At 58.9% G+C, this 18,711-nt stretch carries 25 protein-coding genes and 1 tRNA gene; 12 read left to right on the forward strand and 14 right to left on the reverse strand.

Annotation, left to right across the window (positions count from 1 at the left end; all coding sequences use genetic code 11):
* The first annotated feature begins 121 nt into the window (after window positions 1-121).
* A complete protein-coding gene (gene sohB / locus DOM27_RS11105; RefSeq protein WP_110656049.1) occupies window positions 122-1,159 on the forward strand; it encodes a protease SohB in 1,038 nt (345 codons plus the stop codon).
* Window positions 1,160-1,171: 12 nt separating this feature from the next.
* Here the strand turns inward: sohB and DOM27_RS11110 are convergent, their stop codons facing one another.
* Window positions 1,172-1,474 carry an ArsR/SmtB family transcription factor gene (locus DOM27_RS11110; protein ID WP_245392678.1) on the reverse strand — a complete coding sequence of 101 codons (303 nt, stop codon included), beginning with the start codon at window positions 1,472-1,474 and terminating at the stop codon, window positions 1,172-1,174.
* Between the two features lie 277 nt (window positions 1,475-1,751).
* Between DOM27_RS11110 and DOM27_RS11115 the strand changes: the two genes are divergently transcribed.
* Entirely contained in the window at window positions 1,752-2,432 is a 681-nt protein-coding gene (locus DOM27_RS11115; RefSeq protein ID WP_110656051.1) for a 7-cyano-7-deazaguanine/7-aminomethyl-7-deazaguanine transporter, read from the forward strand.
* Window positions 2,433-2,521: 89 nt separating this feature from the next.
* Window positions 2,522-3,307: an alpha/beta fold hydrolase gene (locus tag DOM27_RS11120; RefSeq protein WP_110656052.1), complete on the forward strand. Its 786-nt coding sequence runs from the start codon at window positions 2,522-2,524 to the stop codon at window positions 3,305-3,307.
* A gap of 15 nt (window positions 3,308-3,322) precedes the next feature.
* Here the strand turns inward: DOM27_RS11120 and DOM27_RS11125 are convergent, their stop codons facing one another.
* The 4 genes from DOM27_RS11125 to DOM27_RS11140 all read right to left on the reverse strand — a co-directional run bounded on the left by DOM27_RS11125 (window position 3,323) and on the right by DOM27_RS11140 (window position 6,954).
* Entirely contained in the window at window positions 3,323-4,219 is an 897-nt protein-coding gene (locus DOM27_RS11125) for a hypothetical protein (protein WP_157956754.1), read from the reverse strand.
* 93 nt (window positions 4,220-4,312) lie between these two features.
* A complete protein-coding gene (locus DOM27_RS11130) occupies window positions 4,313-5,323 on the reverse strand; it encodes an ABC transporter substrate-binding protein (RefSeq protein ID WP_245392679.1) in 1,011 nt (336 codons plus the stop codon).
* A gap of 118 nt (window positions 5,324-5,441) precedes the next feature.
* Window positions 5,442-6,218: an ABC transporter permease gene (locus tag DOM27_RS11135; protein WP_110656054.1), complete on the reverse strand. Its 777-nt coding sequence runs from the start codon at window positions 6,216-6,218 to the stop codon at window positions 5,442-5,444.
* On the reverse strand, window positions 6,211-6,954 hold the full coding sequence (locus DOM27_RS11140; RefSeq protein WP_110656055.1) for an ABC transporter ATP-binding protein: 744 nt from the start codon (window positions 6,952-6,954) through the stop codon (window positions 6,211-6,213). The genes DOM27_RS11135 and DOM27_RS11140 overlap by 8 nt, the downstream gene beginning before the upstream one ends.
* A gap of 251 nt (window positions 6,955-7,205) precedes the next feature.
* Here DOM27_RS11140 and DOM27_RS11145 point away from each other — a divergent pair, with 251 nt between their 5' ends.
* Together DOM27_RS11145 and DOM27_RS11150 are read left to right on the forward strand one after the other, a co-directional pair.
* Complete coding sequence (locus tag DOM27_RS11145) at window positions 7,206-8,072, forward strand: hypothetical protein (RefSeq protein ID WP_110656056.1); 867 nt, start codon at window positions 7,206-7,208, stop codon at window positions 8,070-8,072.
* A 91-nt stretch (window positions 8,073-8,163) separates the two neighbouring features.
* Entirely contained in the window at window positions 8,164-9,873 is a 1,710-nt protein-coding gene (locus tag DOM27_RS11150; RefSeq protein WP_110656057.1) for a potassium/proton antiporter, read from the forward strand.
* 189 nt (window positions 9,874-10,062) lie between these two features.
* On the opposite strand, the gene DOM27_RS11155 is transcribed toward DOM27_RS11150, so the two are convergent.
* The 5 genes from DOM27_RS11155 to DOM27_RS11175 all read right to left on the reverse strand — a co-directional run bounded on the left by DOM27_RS11155 (window position 10,063) and on the right by DOM27_RS11175 (window position 12,060).
* Window positions 10,063-10,278 (reverse strand): hypothetical protein, encoded by a 216-nt coding sequence (locus DOM27_RS11155; RefSeq protein WP_110656058.1) that lies wholly within the window; start codon window positions 10,276-10,278, stop codon window positions 10,063-10,065.
* 182 nt (window positions 10,279-10,460) lie between these two features.
* Window positions 10,461-10,763 carry a hypothetical protein gene (locus DOM27_RS11160; protein ID WP_110656059.1) on the reverse strand — a complete coding sequence of 101 codons (303 nt, stop codon included), beginning with the start codon at window positions 10,761-10,763 and terminating at the stop codon, window positions 10,461-10,463.
* 166 nt (window positions 10,764-10,929) lie between these two features.
* Window positions 10,930-11,172, reverse strand: coding sequence for a DUF1654 domain-containing protein (locus DOM27_RS11165; protein WP_110656060.1), 243 nt, complete (start codon window positions 11,170-11,172; stop codon window positions 10,930-10,932).
* Window positions 11,173-11,316: 144 nt separating this feature from the next.
* Window positions 11,317-11,568: a hypothetical protein gene (locus DOM27_RS11170; RefSeq protein WP_157956755.1), complete on the reverse strand. Its 252-nt coding sequence runs from the start codon at window positions 11,566-11,568 to the stop codon at window positions 11,317-11,319.
* A 401-nt stretch (window positions 11,569-11,969) separates the two neighbouring features.
* Window positions 11,970-12,060, reverse strand: a tRNA-Ser gene (locus tag DOM27_RS11175).
* Window positions 12,061-12,223: 163 nt separating this feature from the next.
* On the opposite strand from DOM27_RS11175, the gene DOM27_RS11180 reads away from it, so the two are divergent.
* The 7 genes from DOM27_RS11180 (at window position 12,224) to DOM27_RS11210 (ending at window position 15,820) form a co-directional block, all read left to right on the forward strand.
* Complete coding sequence (locus DOM27_RS11180) at window positions 12,224-12,895, forward strand: Bax inhibitor-1/YccA family protein (RefSeq protein WP_075562320.1); 672 nt, start codon at window positions 12,224-12,226, stop codon at window positions 12,893-12,895.
* Between the two features lie 199 nt (window positions 12,896-13,094).
* The gene (locus DOM27_RS11185; RefSeq protein ID WP_223162321.1) at window positions 13,095-13,508 is read left to right on the forward strand and encodes a 3-phosphoshikimate 1-carboxyvinyltransferase; all 414 of its coding nucleotides are present in this window, start codon (window positions 13,095-13,097) and stop codon (window positions 13,506-13,508) included.
* Window positions 13,509-13,812: 304 nt separating this feature from the next.
* A complete protein-coding gene (gene tusD / locus DOM27_RS11190; protein WP_110656451.1) occupies window positions 13,813-14,205 on the forward strand; it encodes a sulfurtransferase complex subunit TusD in 393 nt (130 codons plus the stop codon).
* Window positions 14,202-14,588 (forward strand): sulfurtransferase complex subunit TusC, encoded by a 387-nt coding sequence (gene tusC, locus DOM27_RS11195; protein ID WP_110656063.1) that lies wholly within the window; start codon window positions 14,202-14,204, stop codon window positions 14,586-14,588. Before tusD ends, tusC begins: the two co-directional genes overlap by 4 nt.
* A gap of 16 nt (window positions 14,589-14,604) precedes the next feature.
* Entirely contained in the window at window positions 14,605-14,895 is a 291-nt protein-coding gene (gene tusB, locus DOM27_RS11200) for a sulfurtransferase complex subunit TusB (protein ID WP_110656064.1), read from the forward strand.
* Window positions 14,895-15,245, forward strand: coding sequence for a TusE/DsrC/DsvC family sulfur relay protein (locus DOM27_RS11205; RefSeq protein WP_110656065.1), 351 nt, complete (start codon window positions 14,895-14,897; stop codon window positions 15,243-15,245). The genes tusB and DOM27_RS11205 overlap by 1 nt, the downstream gene beginning before the upstream one ends.
* A gap of 26 nt (window positions 15,246-15,271) precedes the next feature.
* Window positions 15,272-15,820: an acyl carrier protein phosphodiesterase gene (locus DOM27_RS11210; protein WP_110656066.1), complete on the forward strand. Its 549-nt coding sequence runs from the start codon at window positions 15,272-15,274 to the stop codon at window positions 15,818-15,820.
* Window positions 15,821-15,875: 55 nt separating this feature from the next.
* On the opposite strand, the gene DOM27_RS11215 is transcribed toward DOM27_RS11210, so the two are convergent.
* The 4 genes from DOM27_RS11215 to DOM27_RS11230 all read right to left on the reverse strand — a co-directional run bounded on the left by DOM27_RS11215 (window position 15,876) and on the right by DOM27_RS11230 (window position 18,692).
* A complete protein-coding gene (locus DOM27_RS11215) occupies window positions 15,876-17,063 on the reverse strand; it encodes a molybdopterin molybdotransferase MoeA (protein WP_110656067.1) in 1,188 nt (395 codons plus the stop codon).
* A 37-nt stretch (window positions 17,064-17,100) separates the two neighbouring features.
* Window positions 17,101-17,631: a molybdenum cofactor biosynthesis protein B gene (gene moaB, locus DOM27_RS11220; RefSeq protein WP_110656068.1), complete on the reverse strand. Its 531-nt coding sequence runs from the start codon at window positions 17,629-17,631 to the stop codon at window positions 17,101-17,103.
* Window positions 17,628-17,963, reverse strand: coding sequence for a DUF1244 domain-containing protein (locus DOM27_RS11225; protein ID WP_110656069.1), 336 nt, complete (start codon window positions 17,961-17,963; stop codon window positions 17,628-17,630). The genes moaB and DOM27_RS11225 overlap by 4 nt, the downstream gene beginning before the upstream one ends.
* Window positions 17,964-18,059: 96 nt before the next feature.
* Window positions 18,060-18,692 (reverse strand): helix-turn-helix domain-containing protein, encoded by a 633-nt coding sequence (locus tag DOM27_RS11230; protein ID WP_110656070.1) that lies wholly within the window; start codon window positions 18,690-18,692, stop codon window positions 18,060-18,062.
* Window positions 18,693-18,711 lie beyond the last annotated feature (19 nt).

An 18,711-nucleotide genomic window follows, 5' to 3' on the forward strand; every position in this document is an offset into this window, starting at 1 on the left:
TTGCCCAGGCTACCACGCAAGCACCATGCAAGCGCGGCGACGGGAGCAGGGTTTTGCAGTGGCGTGACTCAGACGGGACAAAGGCCTTGAAAAGAGTATCTCTCAGCGCAAGGAGTGTGACGTGATCGAATGGTTGGCCGACTATGGTCTTTTTCTGGCGAAGACCGCCACTCTGGTGATCGCTCTCGGGGTAGTTTTGACCCTGATCGCTCATGGGCGACGTAAAGGACAAAGCGGTGATGGGGCGACGTTGAAGGTCGTTGAGCTCGATGAGCGCTTTCAACGTCGGCGCCGTCAGCTGCGCTTGGCGGCAGAACCCAAAGCGGGCCGGCGACGACTCGCCAAGCAGCTCAGGAAATCCGACAAGCAGGCCGCCAAGGGACTCGTAGACGCGCCCGAGCGTATCTGGGTGCTCGATTTCGATGGCGATCTCAAGGCCTCGAAGACTCCCGCACTGGCTGAATTGGTGTCACTGCTGCTGGAAGAGATTCAGTCCGGCGATGAGATCGTGCTACGGCTGCAGTCAGGCGGCGGGCTGGTCCACAGTTATGGATTGGCGGCGGCCCAGCTCGATCGTCTTCGCGACGCTGGGGCCAGCCTGACGGTATGCGTCGATAAGGTCGCGGCCAGCGGTGGCTACATGATGGCATGCTGCGCCAATCATCTGATCGCGGCGCCCTTTGCCGTGATAGGGTCGATCGGTGTCGTGGCTCAGATACCCAACGTGCATCGTCTGCTCAAGAAGCACGATGTCGATGTCGAATTACTGACGGCAGGGCGTTACAAGCGCACGCTGACCGTGCTGGGTGAAAATAGCGAAGAAGGCCGAGCCAAGTTTCTCGAGGATCTGGCCTCGACTCACGATCTGTTCAAGCATTACGTCGGCGAGCGGCGACCCGGATTGGATGTCGAGTCGGTTGCGACCGGTGAAATCTGGTATGGCAGCGAAGCGCTGGCTGCCGGCTTGGTCGATGCGGTTGGCACCAGCGATGCCTATCTGCTGGAAAAGCAGCGCCAGCAGGCTCGTGTCCTGAACGTGTCGCTGGAATCACGTTCCGGACTGTTGAGCCGACTAGGCAAAGGCGTGGAGAGTCGTCTTGAAAAGGGCGTCGATCACATACTCCAGCGCGTCGATGATCTTGGCTGGCAGCGCCGCTAGTCGCTATTGACGTCAGGTGAGATTCAGTTCGCCGAGTGTCTGAATCAGACGTTCGGCGACATCACCGTGTAGTGAATAGTAGATGACCTGTGAGCTGCGGCGTGTCGATACCAGACGTTCCTGGCGAAGTACGGCCAGATGCTGTGATAGCGCCGATTGGCTCAACGTCATCTCCTGATTGATCTGGGTAACCGAACGCTCTCCGCGCATCAACATGCACAATATACGCAGCCGGCTCTCGTTGGCGATGGCCTTGAGGATAGCCGTGGCAGAGCCGATCTGGTGATCACCAAGCGGGGTAACTGTTGTCGTCATAGAGAAATTCCGCATCCGCGTTGGCGGATTGCCAACACTGAACCGGCGGTTCAGTCCCGTACTATATTAACTTATTGTAACCTAGTGTTACAGCGTTTTTTCTCCGTGGGAGAGTATGGTTTCTCTAGTCGCCACTAAGGCAAATCTCTATAATGCGCGCCCGCTATTCGCGGACGATTTCATGCGGCCATCCAGAGGGTTCCCTTACCCCTCGGCCACGCTCCGGTAGACGAAAGCTTCGTTAGACAGAAGCGCCGGCAAACGAAAAAGGTCTCTCATGCTGACACTCGACAGTCGCCAACTCCGGCTCGCCTTGCTCTGGCTGGTCAGTTTTCACGTCCTCGTGATCACTGCCAGCAACTATCTGGTTCAGTTGCCCTTCACGCTATGGGGGCTACATACCACCTGGGGCGCTTTCAGTTTTCCCTTCATCTTTCTGGCCACCGACCTGACGGTCAGATTGTTCGGCAAGTCATCGGCACGCCGCATTATCGCTAGCGTGATGTTGCCTGCGCTGCTGGTTTCCTATGGTGTATCGGTGCTTTTCCAGCAAGGCCGTTTTCAAGGCTTCGAGGCGCTGGCGCAATGGAATCTGTTTGTCGGACGAATAGCGCTGGCTAGCTTCATGGCCTACGTGCTGGGGCAGTTGCTCGACATCCATGTGTTCGATCGCATGCGTCGGCTTCGCGCCTGGTGGGTCGCCCCGACGTTCTCCACCATCTTGGGAAATCTGGCAGATACCTTCGCGTTCTTTGCCATCGCTTTCTGGCAGGGCCCGGACCTTTTCATGCGGCAACACTGGGTCGAAATCGCCTGGTTCGACTACGCCGTCAAGCTATCGATCAGCCTGATTTTCTTCCTGCCGCTGTATGGTGTGCTGCTGGCCTATCTGGGGCGTCGGCTACTGACGCATCGCGATCAGGTGAATCTGCCTGGCGTATCGCGCCAGCAGGGCTGAGCGCGCCGGAATGAACTGGGTCGGCGCTCCGGCGCAGGTTTGGTATTCTGCTGCGAGCCTGCCAGACCGATTATCAGGAGATAACGACGTTGCAACTGCATTGTATCGACACCGGCGTACCGGAAAACGAGCAGACGACGCTACCGCTGGTCGTGCTGCATGGACTGTTCGGCAGCGCCGACAACTGGCGTTCCCACATCAAGCAGTGGCAGCCCGATCGCCGCGTGATCGCGCCGGATCTTCGCAATCATGGGCGCTCGCCGCACGTCGAGGGCATGCAGTATGCAGCGATGGCGGCTGATGTCATTGCGCTGCTGGACTCGCTCGAGATCGGCAAGATCGACCTGTTGGGCCATTCGATGGGCGGCAAGGTCGCGATGACGCTGGCACGCTTGCATCCGGAGCGGGTCGCTCACCTGATCGTCGCCGATATTGCCCCGGTGGTTTATGCGCATGGTCATGACGAGATATTCACCGCGCTGCGGCGGGTCGAGTGCGCCGAACCGGCATCCCGTCGCGATGCCGGCACGCTGATGCAGGAAGCGATCGATAGTGCGCCTACACGCCAGTTCCTGGCCACCAACCTGGTGAGCGATGGCGACGGCGTGATGCGCTGGCGCGTGGGACTGGACGAGATCAGCGCCGGCTATGAGGACATTATCGCCGCACCGGATGGGGATGAGCCCTTCGAAGGGCCGACGCTACTGATTCGCGGCGGGGCATCGCCTTACGTGCGCGACGACTACCGCGATGCGGTAGAGGCCGTTCTACCCGGGGCGGAGTGGCAGACGCTGGAAGGCGCCGGTCACTGGTTGCACGCCGAACAGCCGGAAGCCTTTCGTGAGGCGGTGAATCGCTTTCTCGACGCCTCGTAGCGATCTGGCGTCGTATTACTCATTCTCGCCATCGATCGGGATGGCCGCGATCGATGGGCACGGCGCCGCAATGAATCGATTGAGAATGCGATAGGTATCGATGTCGAAACCACGAGTGTCGGGCAGGACCTCGAGATCCTCGAGCCGCTCGACGCTGCCTTGGTAGTGCCAGTGATCGACGATATGCAGCCCGGCCTCGCCATGACGATTGGTTTCGCGGAAGGCAACCCGGCCGGGCCAGGGCCAGTTCTCGATGCGCAGCCGCTCCATGGCGTCGCGCGCTCGCACGGCATGATCTTCAAGGCTTTCCGTGCCGCAGCAGGCCCCGTGGCAGCGCCCGATCTGATAACCGAAGCAGCGACCGCTGCCAGCTTCCAGCCCCAGTACGCGCCGACAGAGCGACTCGTCGGTGGCGATATCACGTAACGTCATTTGCGCATCGCGACGATTACGGAACAGCCCGTAAAACTGTGTGCGCGCCGTGACCACCCACTGGCCATCGGTCAACACCGGCCGATCATCGCCCTCAGGCCAGTTCCAGCTCACCATGCGTACGCGCTTGCGCAGTTGTCGGTTGTAGAGCGGCACCCAGCGCTTGATCAAATCGGCCTCGAGCAGTTGCGCTCCTAGATCGCCGCTGGTCCGCAGCCAGGCAACACGCTGGGTCTGGGTGATCATCTGAACATGTCGACGGGTGGCCGGCTGCTGGACGTGGCTGCGGACACGGCCGCGGATGTCGACGCTCTTGCCGACGTAGAGCGGCAAATCAGTGGCGCCGAAAAAGAGATAGACACCCGGCCGAGCGGGGAGCACGGCCAGGTCGTCGAGTGTGGCGCTGGGCAGTGTCCTGCCCGGATCCTGTTGCGGGTCGTAGCGCCACCGGTCTTGACGCAATTGGTCTTGGTGTAGCACGTCTTGACGTAAAAGGTCGTGACGCACGGGGCCAAAATCTGTCGGTCTCGAACTCATATTGGGGGCTCGGGCTCCTCCCTTGGGCGATGCCGGTTAGGGCGCGTTGAGATCAACCGCCAGGCGAGAGACCGGGCTCTGCGCCTTGATCTGACCTCGTTCGAGCAGGAAGGCTTCGAAGTCGCGGTAACGCTTGGGATCGAGCGCCGACGGCCGCAGGGCGAAGCGCGGCAGTGTGGCCTTCCACGCGGCAGCGTTCAGCGGCGTATCCAGTGACGCATCATACGCAACGAAGCTATGCCAGGCGTCGTCTGGATGGTTGATGATCCAGGATGTCGCCTCGCCGATTGCGTCCATGAAGCGGCGGTCCGCGTCTCGGTGCCGATCGAGCGTGTCGCGATTGGCGACGAAGATCAGTTCGTCATAGTCGGGAATACCCTGTTCCTCGATATAGAACGCCTTGCCTTCGACACCTTCCTGTTTCATCTGCGCCAGCTCGAAATTACGGAACGCACCGGTCACGGCATCCACTTTTTCGCTGATCAGGGCAGGCGTCAGCGAGAAGTTGACGTTGACCATTTCGACATCCTTAAGGCCAAGCCCGTTGTGCTCGAGCATCGCCGCCAGCAGCACTTCCTCGACGCCACCGACCGAATAGCCGATTTTCTTGCCCGCGAGCTGGGAAATGTCGTCGATTCCGCTGTCCGCTCGCACCATCAGTGCATTCAATGGCGTGGCGATCAGGGTGCCGACCCGAACGATCGGTAGCCCCTGGTCGACCTGCAGATGCAGCTGTGGCTGGTAGCTCACGGCCAGGTCGATACGCCCAGCAGCGACCAGTTTGGGTGGAACGCTGGGGTCAGCGGGGGACTGGATATCGACATCCAGTCCGCGCTTCTCGAAGAGCCCGCGCTGTTTGGCAATGATGATCGGCGCGTGAACAGGATTGACGTACCAGTCGAGCATCACGCTCATGGGAATCATCTGCGGTGGCGCCAGGTCGTCGCTCTCTTTCTCCTGTGCCAGCGCCAGTGTCGGCAAGATCAAGATCAGACCGAGCAGTGCCAGGCTCATGGTCAGCCAGCGCGTCGAGCGTGAGATCATCATTCTGGGTTCCCCCCGTTGGATTGAATGGATGGTAGTCATGGTTGGTCGTAATGATGATTGCTGATGATGGTGGTTGGGAGGATAGGCTCGGTCGTGTGTAACGGATGCCAAATCGAGTTCAGCCATGATCTGCTACTCGATCTCGCTGCCACGGCATCGCCAATCTCAATGCAGCGTCGACGCCGAAGTAAAGTAGGACGGCGAAAGCGACCAGTACGACCAGAGCGGCAAACATCAGGTCGATCTGCAACCGGGCATTGGCGTTCAGCATCAGATAGCCAAGTCCTTGGCTAGAGCCCACCCATTCACCGATTACCGCACCGATCGGCGCGGCGCTGGCCGCCATTCGCAGCCCGGAGGCAAGCGATGGTAGGGCGGCGGGTAGCTGGACCTTCAACAACCGCTGGCGTCGGCTCAACCCGAAAGTCTGAGCCAGATCCAGCCAGCCCTGAGGTGTCTGGCGCAATCCGTCGTAGCCGGTCGAGGCTACCGGGAAGTAGATGATGACCATGGCCATCAGAATCTTCGGGCCTAACCCGTAGCCGAGCCACAGCATTAAAATCGGCGCCAGCGCGAACAGCGGTATAGCCTGACTGATCAGTAACAGTGGTAGCAGCGTTCGACGCAGCGCACGAAATCGCGCCAGCGCCAGCGCCGTCGTCAGCCCTAGCAGAATGCCACCGATCAGCCCGGCCACGATCTCGATGGCGGTAATGCCGGCATGATGGGCCAATAACCCACGTTGTTCGATCAGGGCCTGGCCCACTGCCATTGGCGAAGGCAGGATATAACGGGGTACGCCAGTCAGGCTCAAAGTGAGTTGCCAGATGGCGACAAGGACGACGAGCGCCAACAAGGGCCGAAGAGCCCGGCCCAGGGCTGCACGACTACGCATGCGTCGTCTCCCGTAACTGGGTTACCAGTTCGGCCTGACGCTGTTGCAGTTCGCTATTGTCGAGCGGGCGAGGGCGGGAGCCTCCCGGCGCCGGAATTGGCACCAGCCGGGCGGGCTCTCCCTGCAGAACCAGGATCCGGTCGGCCAGCCGCAGCGCTTCCAATGGATCATGGGTAACCATGATCACGGTGCGCTCGGAGAGCAGTTGACTGGCGAGCTCGTGAAGTTCCAGCCTAGTGATGGCGTCGACGGCGGAGAAAGGTTCGTCCATCAGCACGACGCTGGCGTTCGCGAACAAGGTACGGGCTAGGGCGACTCGTTGACGTTGCCCCCCGGAGAGTTCGCCAGTCCACTGATTGGCCTTGTCGGCGAGCCCGACCTGGGCCAGCAGCTGCTCGGCGCGTTGTCGGTCTCGAGGCGTGGCGTTTCCTTGCCAGTGGGCGCTGAGCATCACGTTGCTTATTACGCGCTGCCAAGGTACGAGCAGATCCTGCTGTGCCATCCATGCCAGCCGGCCCATCAGCGGTGCGCCGTCACTGGTTTCGAGATCGAGATGGTGGTTGTCAGGCAACTTCAGACTGGCGATCATGCGCAGTAACGAACTCTTGCCGCTGCCGCTACGGCCAAGCAGACAGGTCCAGCTGCCCGCGTCGAAGCGAGCCTGTAGCTCATGAAACAGCGGGCGATCACCAAAGGTCAGCGACGCCTGCCGGACGAAAAGTCCGGGTGGGGGCATGACAACTCCCGTTGAGGGGGAACCGGACGAAGTCATGCGAGAACTGCTGGCATTTCCTCCGCCGGTACTAGCCGGTTCAGGTTCCAGGGTTGTGCATGGCGGTTTACAATCGCATTGCGATTGCGCATTCAGCCAATTTCACTCTCAGCCCATGCTATGGGCACCCCTATCCAGTGCCCCGGATTGTACGCTGCCCAGCGCCGCCTGCCCACTGGCGATGATGTCGAGCGCCTCTGCAAGGATGATGTTCATTGACGGCACGCCACCACCCGCTCCAAGCCCCCCCTGAGCTGACGCAACGGGTTTCGGTATTGACTGGCAAGTTGCTGACGCCACTGTTACTACGCTGGCCGGACAGTGCCAATTGGCTATGGCACAGTGACGAGCTGTCACCGCAGTTGCTCAAGTTGGCGAGAAAGTCACCGACGACCGATCCGTTCTGGCGTGGTCTCCAGCAGCTGTTCGGTTTTGACCGTTGGCAGTCACCCGAGGCACTGACTCGCGTCCCGGGTATGTTGCCACCGGATTTGCCGATGGCCCCGTTGCCGATGACATTTCTAGGGCAATGGCGAGGCGCGCCGCTCTGGAGCCTGCCTTGGCGCAGTGCGGAGCCGCCGGCCATGAACGTGGCACTAGCTCAGCTTCTCGGTCATCAATTGGGGCTCTTGCATCATCAATCGCTGCCGGGCTTCGGACATCCTGCGGGTGATGTCCTGTCCCTGTCCCGCTGGCCGGAACGTGCCCAGACCTTTATCGAAAACCACCCGCAGCGTGCGTGGTTCTTGGATATCCCTGTTTTTCCATCGCCTACGCGGTCCGTCTGGTCATTACCCGATCTGCGCAGCGATCAGTTCCTGGCAGGCGCGACGAATTGGCTCTGGAGTGACTGGGAGGCGTTGGTGTGGGCGCCGCTGGAGTTCGATCTGTGTCTGTTCGAGCTGCTCCTCGAAAATGCAGCCCAGCGTGACGCCTTCGTCACCGCTTATCGTCATCACCAAGCGCTTCCCGCGCTAGGCCCCCACCGCTACGGTATGCGGGCCCTGGCGGTCCTGTTGTCACTGCACGGTGAGGATTCGAGAGATCAGGTAATACCTCATCCCCACTGGCTAAAAGATTAAATTTACAGCGCTTTTCAGCGCCGCAAGTTTCCGCGTACATGGCATACTATCCGCCGGACTTCGTTTCTTGAACCTGACCGACGGCTAATTCTTGGACTCGATCAATAGCCTTTTCCTCGTTTGCGGGGCACTGATAGCCCTGAGCATTCTAGCCAGCCGCGTCTCGTCCCGGATTGGCGTGCCGCTGCTCGTCCTCTTTCTAGGACTCGGCATGCTTGCCGGTGAGGAGGGTGTGCTCGGCCTGCAATTCAATGATTATTCTCAAGCGTTCCTGATCGGGCATCTCGCGCTGGCGATGATCCTGCTCGATGGCGGTCTTCGCACGCGCTTCCGGACCTTTCGCGTGGGCCTCAAACCTGCGCTCTCGCTAGCGACCATCGGCGTCTTCCTGACCAGCGGCATTGTCGGCTTATTGGCCATGTGGTTACTCGATCTGAGTCTGATCGAAGGTTTGCTGGTGGGCGCGATCGTCGGCTCGACCGACGCTGCGGCGGTGTTTTCCATGCTCAAGGGCCAGGGTGTCAATCTCAACGAGCGAGTGGGAGCAACGCTCGAGATCGAGTCCGGCACCAACGATCCGATGGCTATTTTCCTGACCATCACTTTGGCCGACTTACTGACGGGGGCCGTTGGAGGGGTCTGGGAAACGCTGATGCACTTCATCCTCCAGTTCGGCCTGGGCCTGGCCGTCGGGTTGGGTGGGGGATGGGTGTCGGCCAAGCTGCTGCGCTGGCTGGATCTGGCGCCGGGCCTCTATTCTCTGCTCGCGCTGGCCCTGGGGTTCTGTATCTTCGGCGCGACCAGCGCCGCCGGAGGTAGTGGCTTTCTGGCCATCTATCTTACCGGGCTGATGATCGGCAATCAGCCGGGGCGCCATCTCAACCATATACTGCCGGTGCATGACGGGCTGGCATGGCTCAGCCAGATCGGTCTGTTTCTGGTACTGGGGTTGCTGGTGACCCCATCCGAGATGATCGATTACGCCGTACCCAGTGCCATTCTGGCAGTGGCATTGATCGTGCTGGCACGTCCCGTTGCCGTCATGGTTTCGCTGGTACCGTTCTTCAATTTCCGGTGGCGAGAACTTTGCTTTATCTCCTGGGTCGGGTTGCGAGGCGCAGTTCCTATCGTGCTGGCGATCTTTCCCGTCATCAGCGGTGTCGAGAACGCCACGCTCTACTTCAACGTGGCGTTCTTCGTTGTATTGATATCCCTGCTGCTGCAGGGATCAACGCTAGCTCGCGTTGCTCGCTGGATGCGTGTCGTATTGCCGGAAACCACGACGCCCGATCGTCGTGGGCAGTTGGGCGTGCTGCCCGAAAACGACTACGAGATGTTCGTCTACAAGGTCGAAAATGAATCGCTCGACGACGTGCCGATTCGGCTGCTGCGATTACCATCAGGCACGCTGATTTCGGCGATTTTCCGCCAGCACGCGATGTTGCACCCGAAGGGGAGCACACGCCTTCGACTGAGCGATGTCATCTGTCTGATCGGGCGAACCGGTGACCTGCCATCACTTAACCGCCTGTTCAATGGCGAAGCGAAGCTCAAGCGAGAGCGCGCCTTTTTCGGGACGTTCACGCTGGATGGCGAAGCATTGATGCAAGAAGTGGCTGACGCTTACGGCCTGACCTTGAGCCCCGGCGAGCAGGAAATGACGCTCGGGGAGTTCGTGGCGCTTCGCGTAGGCGGGCATCCCGTGGTCGGGGATGACGTCGACTGGCACGGATTCCACTGGGTCGTCAGCGAGATGGAAGGCAATCGCGTGACCCGCGTCGGGCTGCGACTTTACCACTGAACCTGAGGAACTCGAGATTCTGGACCGTACTCGATAATCGAATCGAGGTCTGGAATCGACCCCCGAACCTTGGAACACCCTTCACAACGGCTTGCCCGATGGGCGTGCCCAGTGTTCCCATGGCTGGTGTTTGAGTCATCTATCCACGCGTTCCCCGACTGTGCCAAATGAAATGACCCCCGAGACGCACTACTCGACCTCAGCCTCGTCGGTAGGGTTATCCAATCGTTTGCCTGTCTCGCAAGATGTCATTCGGTTCATGCTATCGGCGCGTTTCTGCGCCTGAGAGGCATCGGCGAAATGGCCTAAACTGCCGCCGGTATCGCCGTCATAGACCTCGTAGCAAATCTGTCCCGGATCACCAGGTTTGTGGGTCTTTCGGACCTCGACGAACGGTTCTGCCATGATGTGATCCTCCAAGGAAAAAACATCGATAATCAGGTTAGTTGTGATACGCGGTTGTACAGCGACATGATGGTTGTCACTAAGGTGGCGGTGACTCGCCTGGGGGCTGTCGGAGCGCGATGCAACGTAGAGAGGCTAATGTTTCAGCCAGGAGCGTATCAAGAAACCGTCCCATGGCGTGCTCACTCAGGGTCCAAATCCCACTGCAGGCCGAATTGAAGGCCGTTGATTGCTTCGTCGATGAGGCCCTCATTGCGGCCGCCACTGCTATCTTCCGCTTGTTCTATTGCCACCTGTGTCTGAGGATCGGGCCATCCCAGTCGAGCCATGCATAGCTGATATTCGGGCTCACCCCCGATCTGATGCGTCTGCCGCTCGCAGGTATCGCTGTCCTGTAGAAAATTCGTAGCCGTCAGCCGCGGTTTCGCCGACACACAACCTGCCAGGAGAAGGGGGACGACGAAGAAAATTAATGCGCGGTACATTGGCAACATCACAAGAGACTAGATGCAGGGTAGCACCGTTCAGGCCCGCATCCGCATCGTCAGCCCAAAAAAGCCACGACCCAATCACCATTTGCGACGTCTGAGAAGATCCAATGTTTTGCAGACTGGGTGCGCTGTGGTCGCGTAGGTAGTCGCACAGATGGCTTCACGAAGCCAGACCCGATGTCGGCGAGGACCAGTTGAGCAGAACATCGTGCGGAGTGATGTGAATCACATGAATTCTGTCACTGTCATCGAACTGCTCGACGAGCCGTTCCCAGACATTCACGGGTTCACCCTTATCTCTACTGATCGTCACTTGATGGCGGCTATTGGCATGGGCCACCGAGATAAGTTTTTCCACACGGCGTCTGAGTCTGGTTTCAGGCGTTGGAAAGGAAATGACCATCGAACGCTCCGCGCTAACTGTTTATCCATACAGTATCGGACAGGATGGGGACAAAGACAATCTCGATGCTGAAATGAAGCGGGAAGGGCTCGGGGCGTCCGTCGTGCCGACCCTCAGTTCGAGAATGGCGCCGTTCATCGATAATTACTGCGGATGACTCTCCATGTAAGACTGGATGGCGGACACGGTGGTCTGCATATCGTCGCAGAAAGACTGTGACGGCTCGAAGTCAGCGCCGCTCGCCAGTTTCTTCATTTCTTCATCGTGATTGGAAACCTGACCGTTCTCACGCAGTCCTCGAGCCATACTCGTCAGTGCTTGCTGAGTCTGCTGCGGATTGTCGCTGTTGGAAATGTAGTCATCGATCTGCTGGGTTTGCTCGCTGACATGCTTCATCAAGCCATCCGACGTGCATTCAAAATCGTCTGCGACCGCCTGGGTCGAAGCGAATACAGCGCCGAGCGCTGTGGCGACAGCAATATTTCTCATATAATTCAACGCGGTATCCATTTTCAAAACATTGACTACCCACTATGACAGCTTTGGCTTCTACACTCTAGCGCACAGGTAGGGTGAGACGGGTTGGCGAGACATGGAAGGCGCGCCAGCAAGGTCAGGTGATCGAGAGGGACGCGGCGACCGCCACTGAGATGTCGAAATGTCAGGCGAGGTCAGCTCTCAATCCGCTGAGATCCCAGCAATCACCCTTGAATCGGCGGTTGGTGAAAATGAGAAGGGCGGTTTGCTTGAGCAAAAACGAAAAAAGGCCAGCTGAGTAGCTGACCTTTTCGAAAAGGTGGCGGAGGGACAGGGATTCGAACCCTGGGTAGGCTATTAACCTACGCCGGTTTTCAAGACCGGTGCATTCAACCGCTCTGCCATCCCTCCGGCTTACGGCGTGGAATACTACCAGCTCATCCGAATACGTCAATAGGTTCTTTAGCTTTCAACAAGTTATTTCGCTTTGAGCCCGCTCTTAACGCTTGTCAGGGGAACTTTGCAAGGGCATTCTGGTCTACGGGTGAGTTTCAACAGAACTGAGGGGACTACAATGGATTTTCGAACGTCGCACGACATCACCGATCGTCGATCGAGCGCGGTCAGCACCAACAAGGTGTTGCGTAACACCTACATGTTGCTGGCCATGACGCTGCTATTTTCTGCCGTGACCGCTGGCGCCGCCATGGCTATGGGCGTCACGCAGCTCAACATCTTCGTGTTCTTCATCGGTGCCTACGGCCTGATGTTTCTGGTTCACAAGACAGCCAACTCCGGGGCCGGCATCGCGGCGATATTCGCCTTCACCGGGTTTATGGGTTTCACGTTGGGGCCGATCATCGACCTCTACCTTTCGATTCCCAATGGCGCACAGCTGGTAATGACTGCGCTGGGCATGACTGCCGCAACGTTCCTGGGACTTTCTGCGGTGGCGCTGATTACGCGCAAGGACTTCAGCTTCCTGGGCAACTTCATGATGGCGGGTGCCATTGTGCTGGTGCTGGCGATGGTCGCGGCGATGGTCTTCAACATCCCGGGTCTGGCGCTGGCGGTTTCCGCCGGTTTCGTGCTGTTCTCGTCAGCGGCGATTCTGTATCAGACCAGCGAGATCGTGAATCGCGCGGGTGAGACGAATTACATCCTGGCGACCGTCACGCTCTACGTGTCGATCTACAATCTGTTCCTCAGCCTGCTGTCGATCCTGGGCGTTATGTCCCGCGACTAATGCGCCTGACATGGAGCTGATAGTAATCAGCGCTCATGGTAAAAGCGTTCACCAGCAATAGGCGAATTCAGGACGAGGAATCTGCCAAAATCCTGATTACCGTGGCGCTATTCTTTACCCACGCGGTGCTACGGTTTTCTTGAGGGATAATAGGTGAAGTGTCTGGTTAAGAGGCGATTAAGGGTTAAGGATCAATATGGTGAAAAATCGTCCGGCAACCATCCACCCTGACTCCGACCCGGCGATGCAGGCGCTGCTAAAGCGCCTGTCACCGGCTGTCGCAAACAGTTTTACCACTGAGCAGCTCATCGCGCTGGCTTCGGTTGTTGGCGCCCGTGGTGGTCGCGTACACGCAATCGATGTTCGTTCTACCATCAAGTTACCATTTATCCCATTTAGTTTTTACCTAGTGTTTTTAATGGGTAAAAACCGCCGCCGTTTAAATGCAACAGAGCAATTCATCGCGGTGCTCTCAATGCTTTTTCTCATTGCGTTGGCCTGCACTTTTGTAGTCTGTTTTCTATTTTTTGCTTTATATTTACTTAAATCTGCCTTGGGCATCGATATATTAACTGGCTATTCCACCGGGCTTTGGGACTGGTTCAAGAGCTAAAGAATAATGGTCTGAAAAGCCGGTTTATCAAAGCCGGCTTTTTTCTTAATGCGACCCCTTGCGTATTTGCGTCGCTAAAATCTGGAGTCGATGGTGGCTTCTGTGTCAGTTCTTTAGTTCATTGACGCAGATTGGCATCATAGTGCACTTCAAACGGCTATCCGGAATAGCCTGAGTAAACGCAAGCGGTCTGTTCAGATTTCCAGGGCTTTTCAAGCCCTACTACGTTGAGGCTTCGTCGTTTGATACCATGTCGTTTGCCCAACCATTCCGGGCCGGTCGAACGGGAGCCGCGGTTGTCATGCTGAATTACGCGTTGTTGGTACATGCCGCGCCCTATAGCCATCAGGCGGCGCTTTCGGCGTTGCGCTTCGCGGATGCCATCGTGACGGGCGGACATCGGCTGGCAGCCGTCTTTTTCTATCATGACGGTGTGCACAATGCTTCCGCACTGATGTCGCCGCCGCAGGACGAAATCCATCTTGCCGAAGGCTGGAAGCGACTTCACGAAGATCATGGTACACAGCTGTTGGTCTGCATTGCGGCCGGTTTGCGTCGGGGTCTGCTGAATACCGATGAAGCCAATCGTCATGGTTTGGCATCGCACAATGTCGAAGCCCCATTTGAATTGACCGGTATTGGCCAATTGGTCGATGCCATGCTCAACAATGATCGACTGATCACGTTTGCCCCATGACGAATATTCGCGCTTCCGACATCGAGCCTCAGGATCTGATGGTCGTTCTGCGCCATCCGCCCCATGGCAGCCATTGGCTACGCGAAGGAATCGACGTCGCGCTGGTCGCGGCAGCGTTCGGCCAGCGTGTGGGTCTGCTGTTCCAGGGCGATGGCGTCTATGCGCTGTTAGAAGGTCAGCAGGCCGGTGCACTGGGCCAGAAGGGCACCCATCCGCAGCTGGCGATGCTGGAGATGTACGATATCGAGTCGTTATGGGTCAGCGCAGCGGCGCTTTCCGAACGTGGCCTGTCGATAGACGACTTGATGTTGCCGGTGAAGCCCTTGGGCGCCGAAGCGGTGGCAGAACTAATGCAGGTTCAACCCCACACACTGATTTTCTGAGTCCGGAACGCATTCCATGCAACTGCATTTGCTTAACCGATCTCCGCAGTCGACGGCCGTCTATCGAGACCTGGGCGAGGCTTTTGGCGCGGATGACCAGCTACTCCTGATCGAAGATGCCTGCTATGCGGCGCTGCCTGCTGCCAGTGGTGTGATCGAGGCATTCGGAGGGCGGGTTTCGGTGCTCGAAGAGGATCTCGTATCTCGCGGACTGGCTGGGCGAGTGAGCCCGGCCATTACCGTGGTGGATATGAAAGGGTTCTTGGCCTTGACGGAAACCCATGAACGCTGCGTGAGTTGGTTCTGATGGCAACGACAACGGCAAGAACTTTGATGGTGGAAGGCCAGCCCATCGCGCTGGACCCGGAAGGCTATCTGGTGACGCTGGATGACTGGTCGGAGCGCGTCGCCGAGGCGTTGGCGGCGGACGACGGTCGGGATCTGACCCCCGCTCATTGGGAAGTGATCGAGGTGTTGCGTGATTTTTACCAGCGCTTCGAGGCAGCGCCGGCCATGCGCCCATTGGTCAAAGCCGTAAAGCAGTCGCTGGGCGCGGAGAAGGGCAGTTCGATCTATCTGATGCAACTCTTCCCCGAGAGTCCGGCCAAGGTCGGCGCTCGGTTGGCCGGCTTGCCCAAGCCGACCAACTGTCTCTAGTTCATGATCCTCTCAGAATCCCCGTCATGAACTTTCTCGCCCATGCCTGGCTTTCGCGTCATGGCAGTGACGATTTCCTCTACGGCAATCTGATCGCCGATGGTGTCAAAGGGGCGAATCTCGAATCGTGGCCCTCGGGGGTCGCCTCGGGTATTCGGCATCATCGTCGGGTCGATGCCGCCATCGATCACCACGCTGAAGTCCTGCGGTTGTTGCAGATGGCGCCGAAAGAACAGCGACGTTATACCGGTATCGCGCTGGATCTGGTATGGGATCATTTCCTGGCCAGCCGCTATCCGGATGCGACGCTGGTCGAACGCTGCTATAGCGTCCTCGGCGAGCGCCGAGCCCCAGCGAGACTGGCAGGGATGGTGCCGGCGATGATCGACGGTGACTGGTTGCAGCGTTATGCGGACTTCGACTTTACCTGCCGTGCCATCGCCGGTATCGGCCAACGCCTGCGCGGGCCGAATCAGCTTGCGGCGCTGACACCTTGGCTACGCGACGAGTACACCAACCTCGAAACCGCCTTCGTTACATTATGGCCCGATATGAAACATCACTTCAGTGAGTGAGCCAATGCGGTCGGTGTCGGTAAGACATGGCACCCTCGAATCGGCTTTCCAGCCATCACCCCTGAAGCCAGAGACAGTCGACGCGATCACCGGGACGGATATGAGTATCGGCCGGGATCACCGCGAACGCATTGGTAGCGGCGCAGGAGGTCAATACCGCCGAACTCTGCTCGGGATAGACGCTCGCCACGATGCGCTCTCCCTGAAACTCGAGATTGGCGCGCATGTAATGACGTCTCCCTTGAGTGCGGGTCTCGAACCGTGCTTCGGCATTGATTACCGGAAGCGTTTGCCGTTCGTCGCAGCCCTGTAATGTGCCCAACAGGGGACGAAGGTAGAGCCAGGCTCCCACGTAACTCGATACCGGATTGCCGGGCAAGCCCACCAGCCGTGCGTCACCGATCGTCCCCAATGCCAACGGCTTACCCGGGCGCATCGCCAGACGCCATAGCGAGAGCTCGCCGAGCTGCTCGAGGGCGGGTTTGACGTGGTCTTCCTCGCCGACACTGACGCCGCCAGTCGTCACGATGACGTCGGCTTGAGCCGCGGCTTCCCGCAGTCGCCCCAATGTGGTGTCGAAGTCGTCGGCCACCTTGACTTGGCTGACCAGGTCACCGCCGAAGCGGCGAATCAGCGTCGCCAGCATCGGGCCGTTGCTGTTGTAGATCTGGCCACGAGACAGAACCTGGCCGGGCTCGATAATTTCGTCACCGGTCAACAGCAACGCCACTTTCGGGCGTCGAACCACGTTGACCGTCGACAACCCTTGCCCCGCGAGCAATCCCAATGCTGCAGCGCCGAGGCGAGTACCGGTCTCTAGCAACGGGTCGCCGGCGCTGACATCGAGGCCTCGTAGACGCACGTTCTGACCGGGCTGGGTGGCCGGGATCAGCGCTACGTCGCCATCCAGCTCGACGTTCTCCTGGATCGCCACGCAGTCGGCGCCGAGCGGAATTTCACTGCCCGTGAAAATGCGGGCGCAAGTGCCCGGTGTAAGTGGCTTTGCAGGGTGGCCGGCGGGTATGCGCTGAGAGATCGGTAGACGCTTGCCGCTATCTTCGCTGGCCAGCGCATAGCCATCCATGGCGCTGTTGTCGGCCGGTGGTACATCGATGGTAGCCAGCACGTCCTCCGCGAGCACGCGGTCATCGGCATCGATACAATCGATGACTTCACCCTCGAGACGCTCGACGCCGTGAAGCAGCGCATACACGGCCTGCTCGACGCTCTGGAGCTCGCTCATTGGTTCTTTGGCGCTTGGTTGCTCGGTTGCGGATCGCTCAGCCATGGAGTTGCGTGCCTCGCTCGGGAATCACCAGATTGGCAAAGTTGCAGGGCCGGTGTCGGCTGTCCAGCTGCTCCTTGAGGATACGATTCCAACCGGTGCGGCAGGCGCCGGTCGAGCCCGGGAGACAGAAGATCACGGTGGCGTTGGATAGCCCGCCCAGACAGCGGCTCTGGATGGTGGAGCTACCGATCTCCTCGAACGATAGCTGACGAAATAGTTCGCCAAAGCCCTCGATGTGCTTGTCGAGCAGCGGGGCAATGGCCTCCGGCGTGGAGTCGCGCCCGGTGAAACCCGTGCCGCCGGTGGTCAGGATTACCTGTACGTCGGCATCGGCGATCCATCCCGCGACCACCGCACGGATCTGGTAGATATCGTCCGGCACGATGCGTTTCTCGACCATACGATGGCCGGCGCTTTCCAGGTGCTCGACGAGCGTCTGGCCGGAGCGGTCGCTGCTCTCGTCACGAGTGTCGGAGATCGTCAATACGGCGATCGACAGCGGGATCATGGCCGATTCGCTCATGATTCCCCCTTGCCGTTTTCAGTTGCCGCTTTGCGCGCTTGGCGGGCTTCCAGTGCGGCGAGCTGCTCGTCGCTGGCCGGAGCCTGATAGTGCGCCTTCCATTCGGAGTAGGGCATGCCGTAGACATACTCGCGCGCATTTTCGTAATCCAGTTCGGTACCGCGCGTCTCGGCCGCACTGACCAGCCATTTGGAGAGGCAGTTGCGACAGAAATCGGCAAGGATCATCAGGTCGATGTTCTGGACGTCCTTGTTGTCATCCAGATGGCGGAGTAGACGCCGGAAGGCGGCGGCTTCGAGTTCGGTGCGGGTCTGTTCATCGAGGTGATGCATAACGGCTCCCGGCGTCGCGGAGGTGGAAAGTTCGATACCAGCGCTGATGTTGAGCGTTCGATGCCAGCGCGTGATGTGAGAATAGACGACGAATCGCTATTCGCTGTCGCCGGGCGTGCAGACCGACAGCACCACGGCATCGTCGTCGCTGGTGGATACCAGGGCATGGCCCATATCGCTGTCAAAGTACAGCGAATCTCCGGCGGTCATCGCTAGCGGCTCGTAGAATTCGGAGTAGATCAGAATCTCCCCCTCGAGAATCATCAGAAATTCCTCGCCATCATGGCGAACCCACTCCTGAAACTCCTCGAAACGACGCGCGCGCACGATCGTCTTGAACGGGATCATCCGCTTCTGCGCAAGCTGATATGACAGCAGCTCGTGCTCATAGGTCGGCGTGGGATGCTGCTTGCCATCGCCGCGGGGCGTGAGATCTCGACGCCCGCTGGATTGGCGTTTGGGCTTGGTGGGTTTGAGCAGCTGTGGCAGATCGATGCCCAGGCCGGCGATCAGTTTCTGAACGGCGGTGAACGTCGGTGAAATCTGGTTGTTTTCGATCTTGGACAGCGTCGAGCGGGCCAGTCCGGTGCGGGTGCTGACATCGCCCAGCGTCCACTGATTCGAAAGCCGTATTTCCTTGAGCCGCTCGCCCAGGCGCAGGGGTTCGACGAAGGCCTTGCGCCCGGCGGCGATGCGCAGCGCGGCATCCTGATCATTACTGGCAGCCATGGAAATCTCTATCAGGATC

The sequence above is a fragment of the Salinicola halimionae genome (assembly GCF_003206065.1).
In the GTDB taxonomy this organism is placed as follows: Bacteria; Pseudomonadota; Gammaproteobacteria; order Pseudomonadales; family Halomonadaceae; genus Salinicola; species Salinicola halimionae.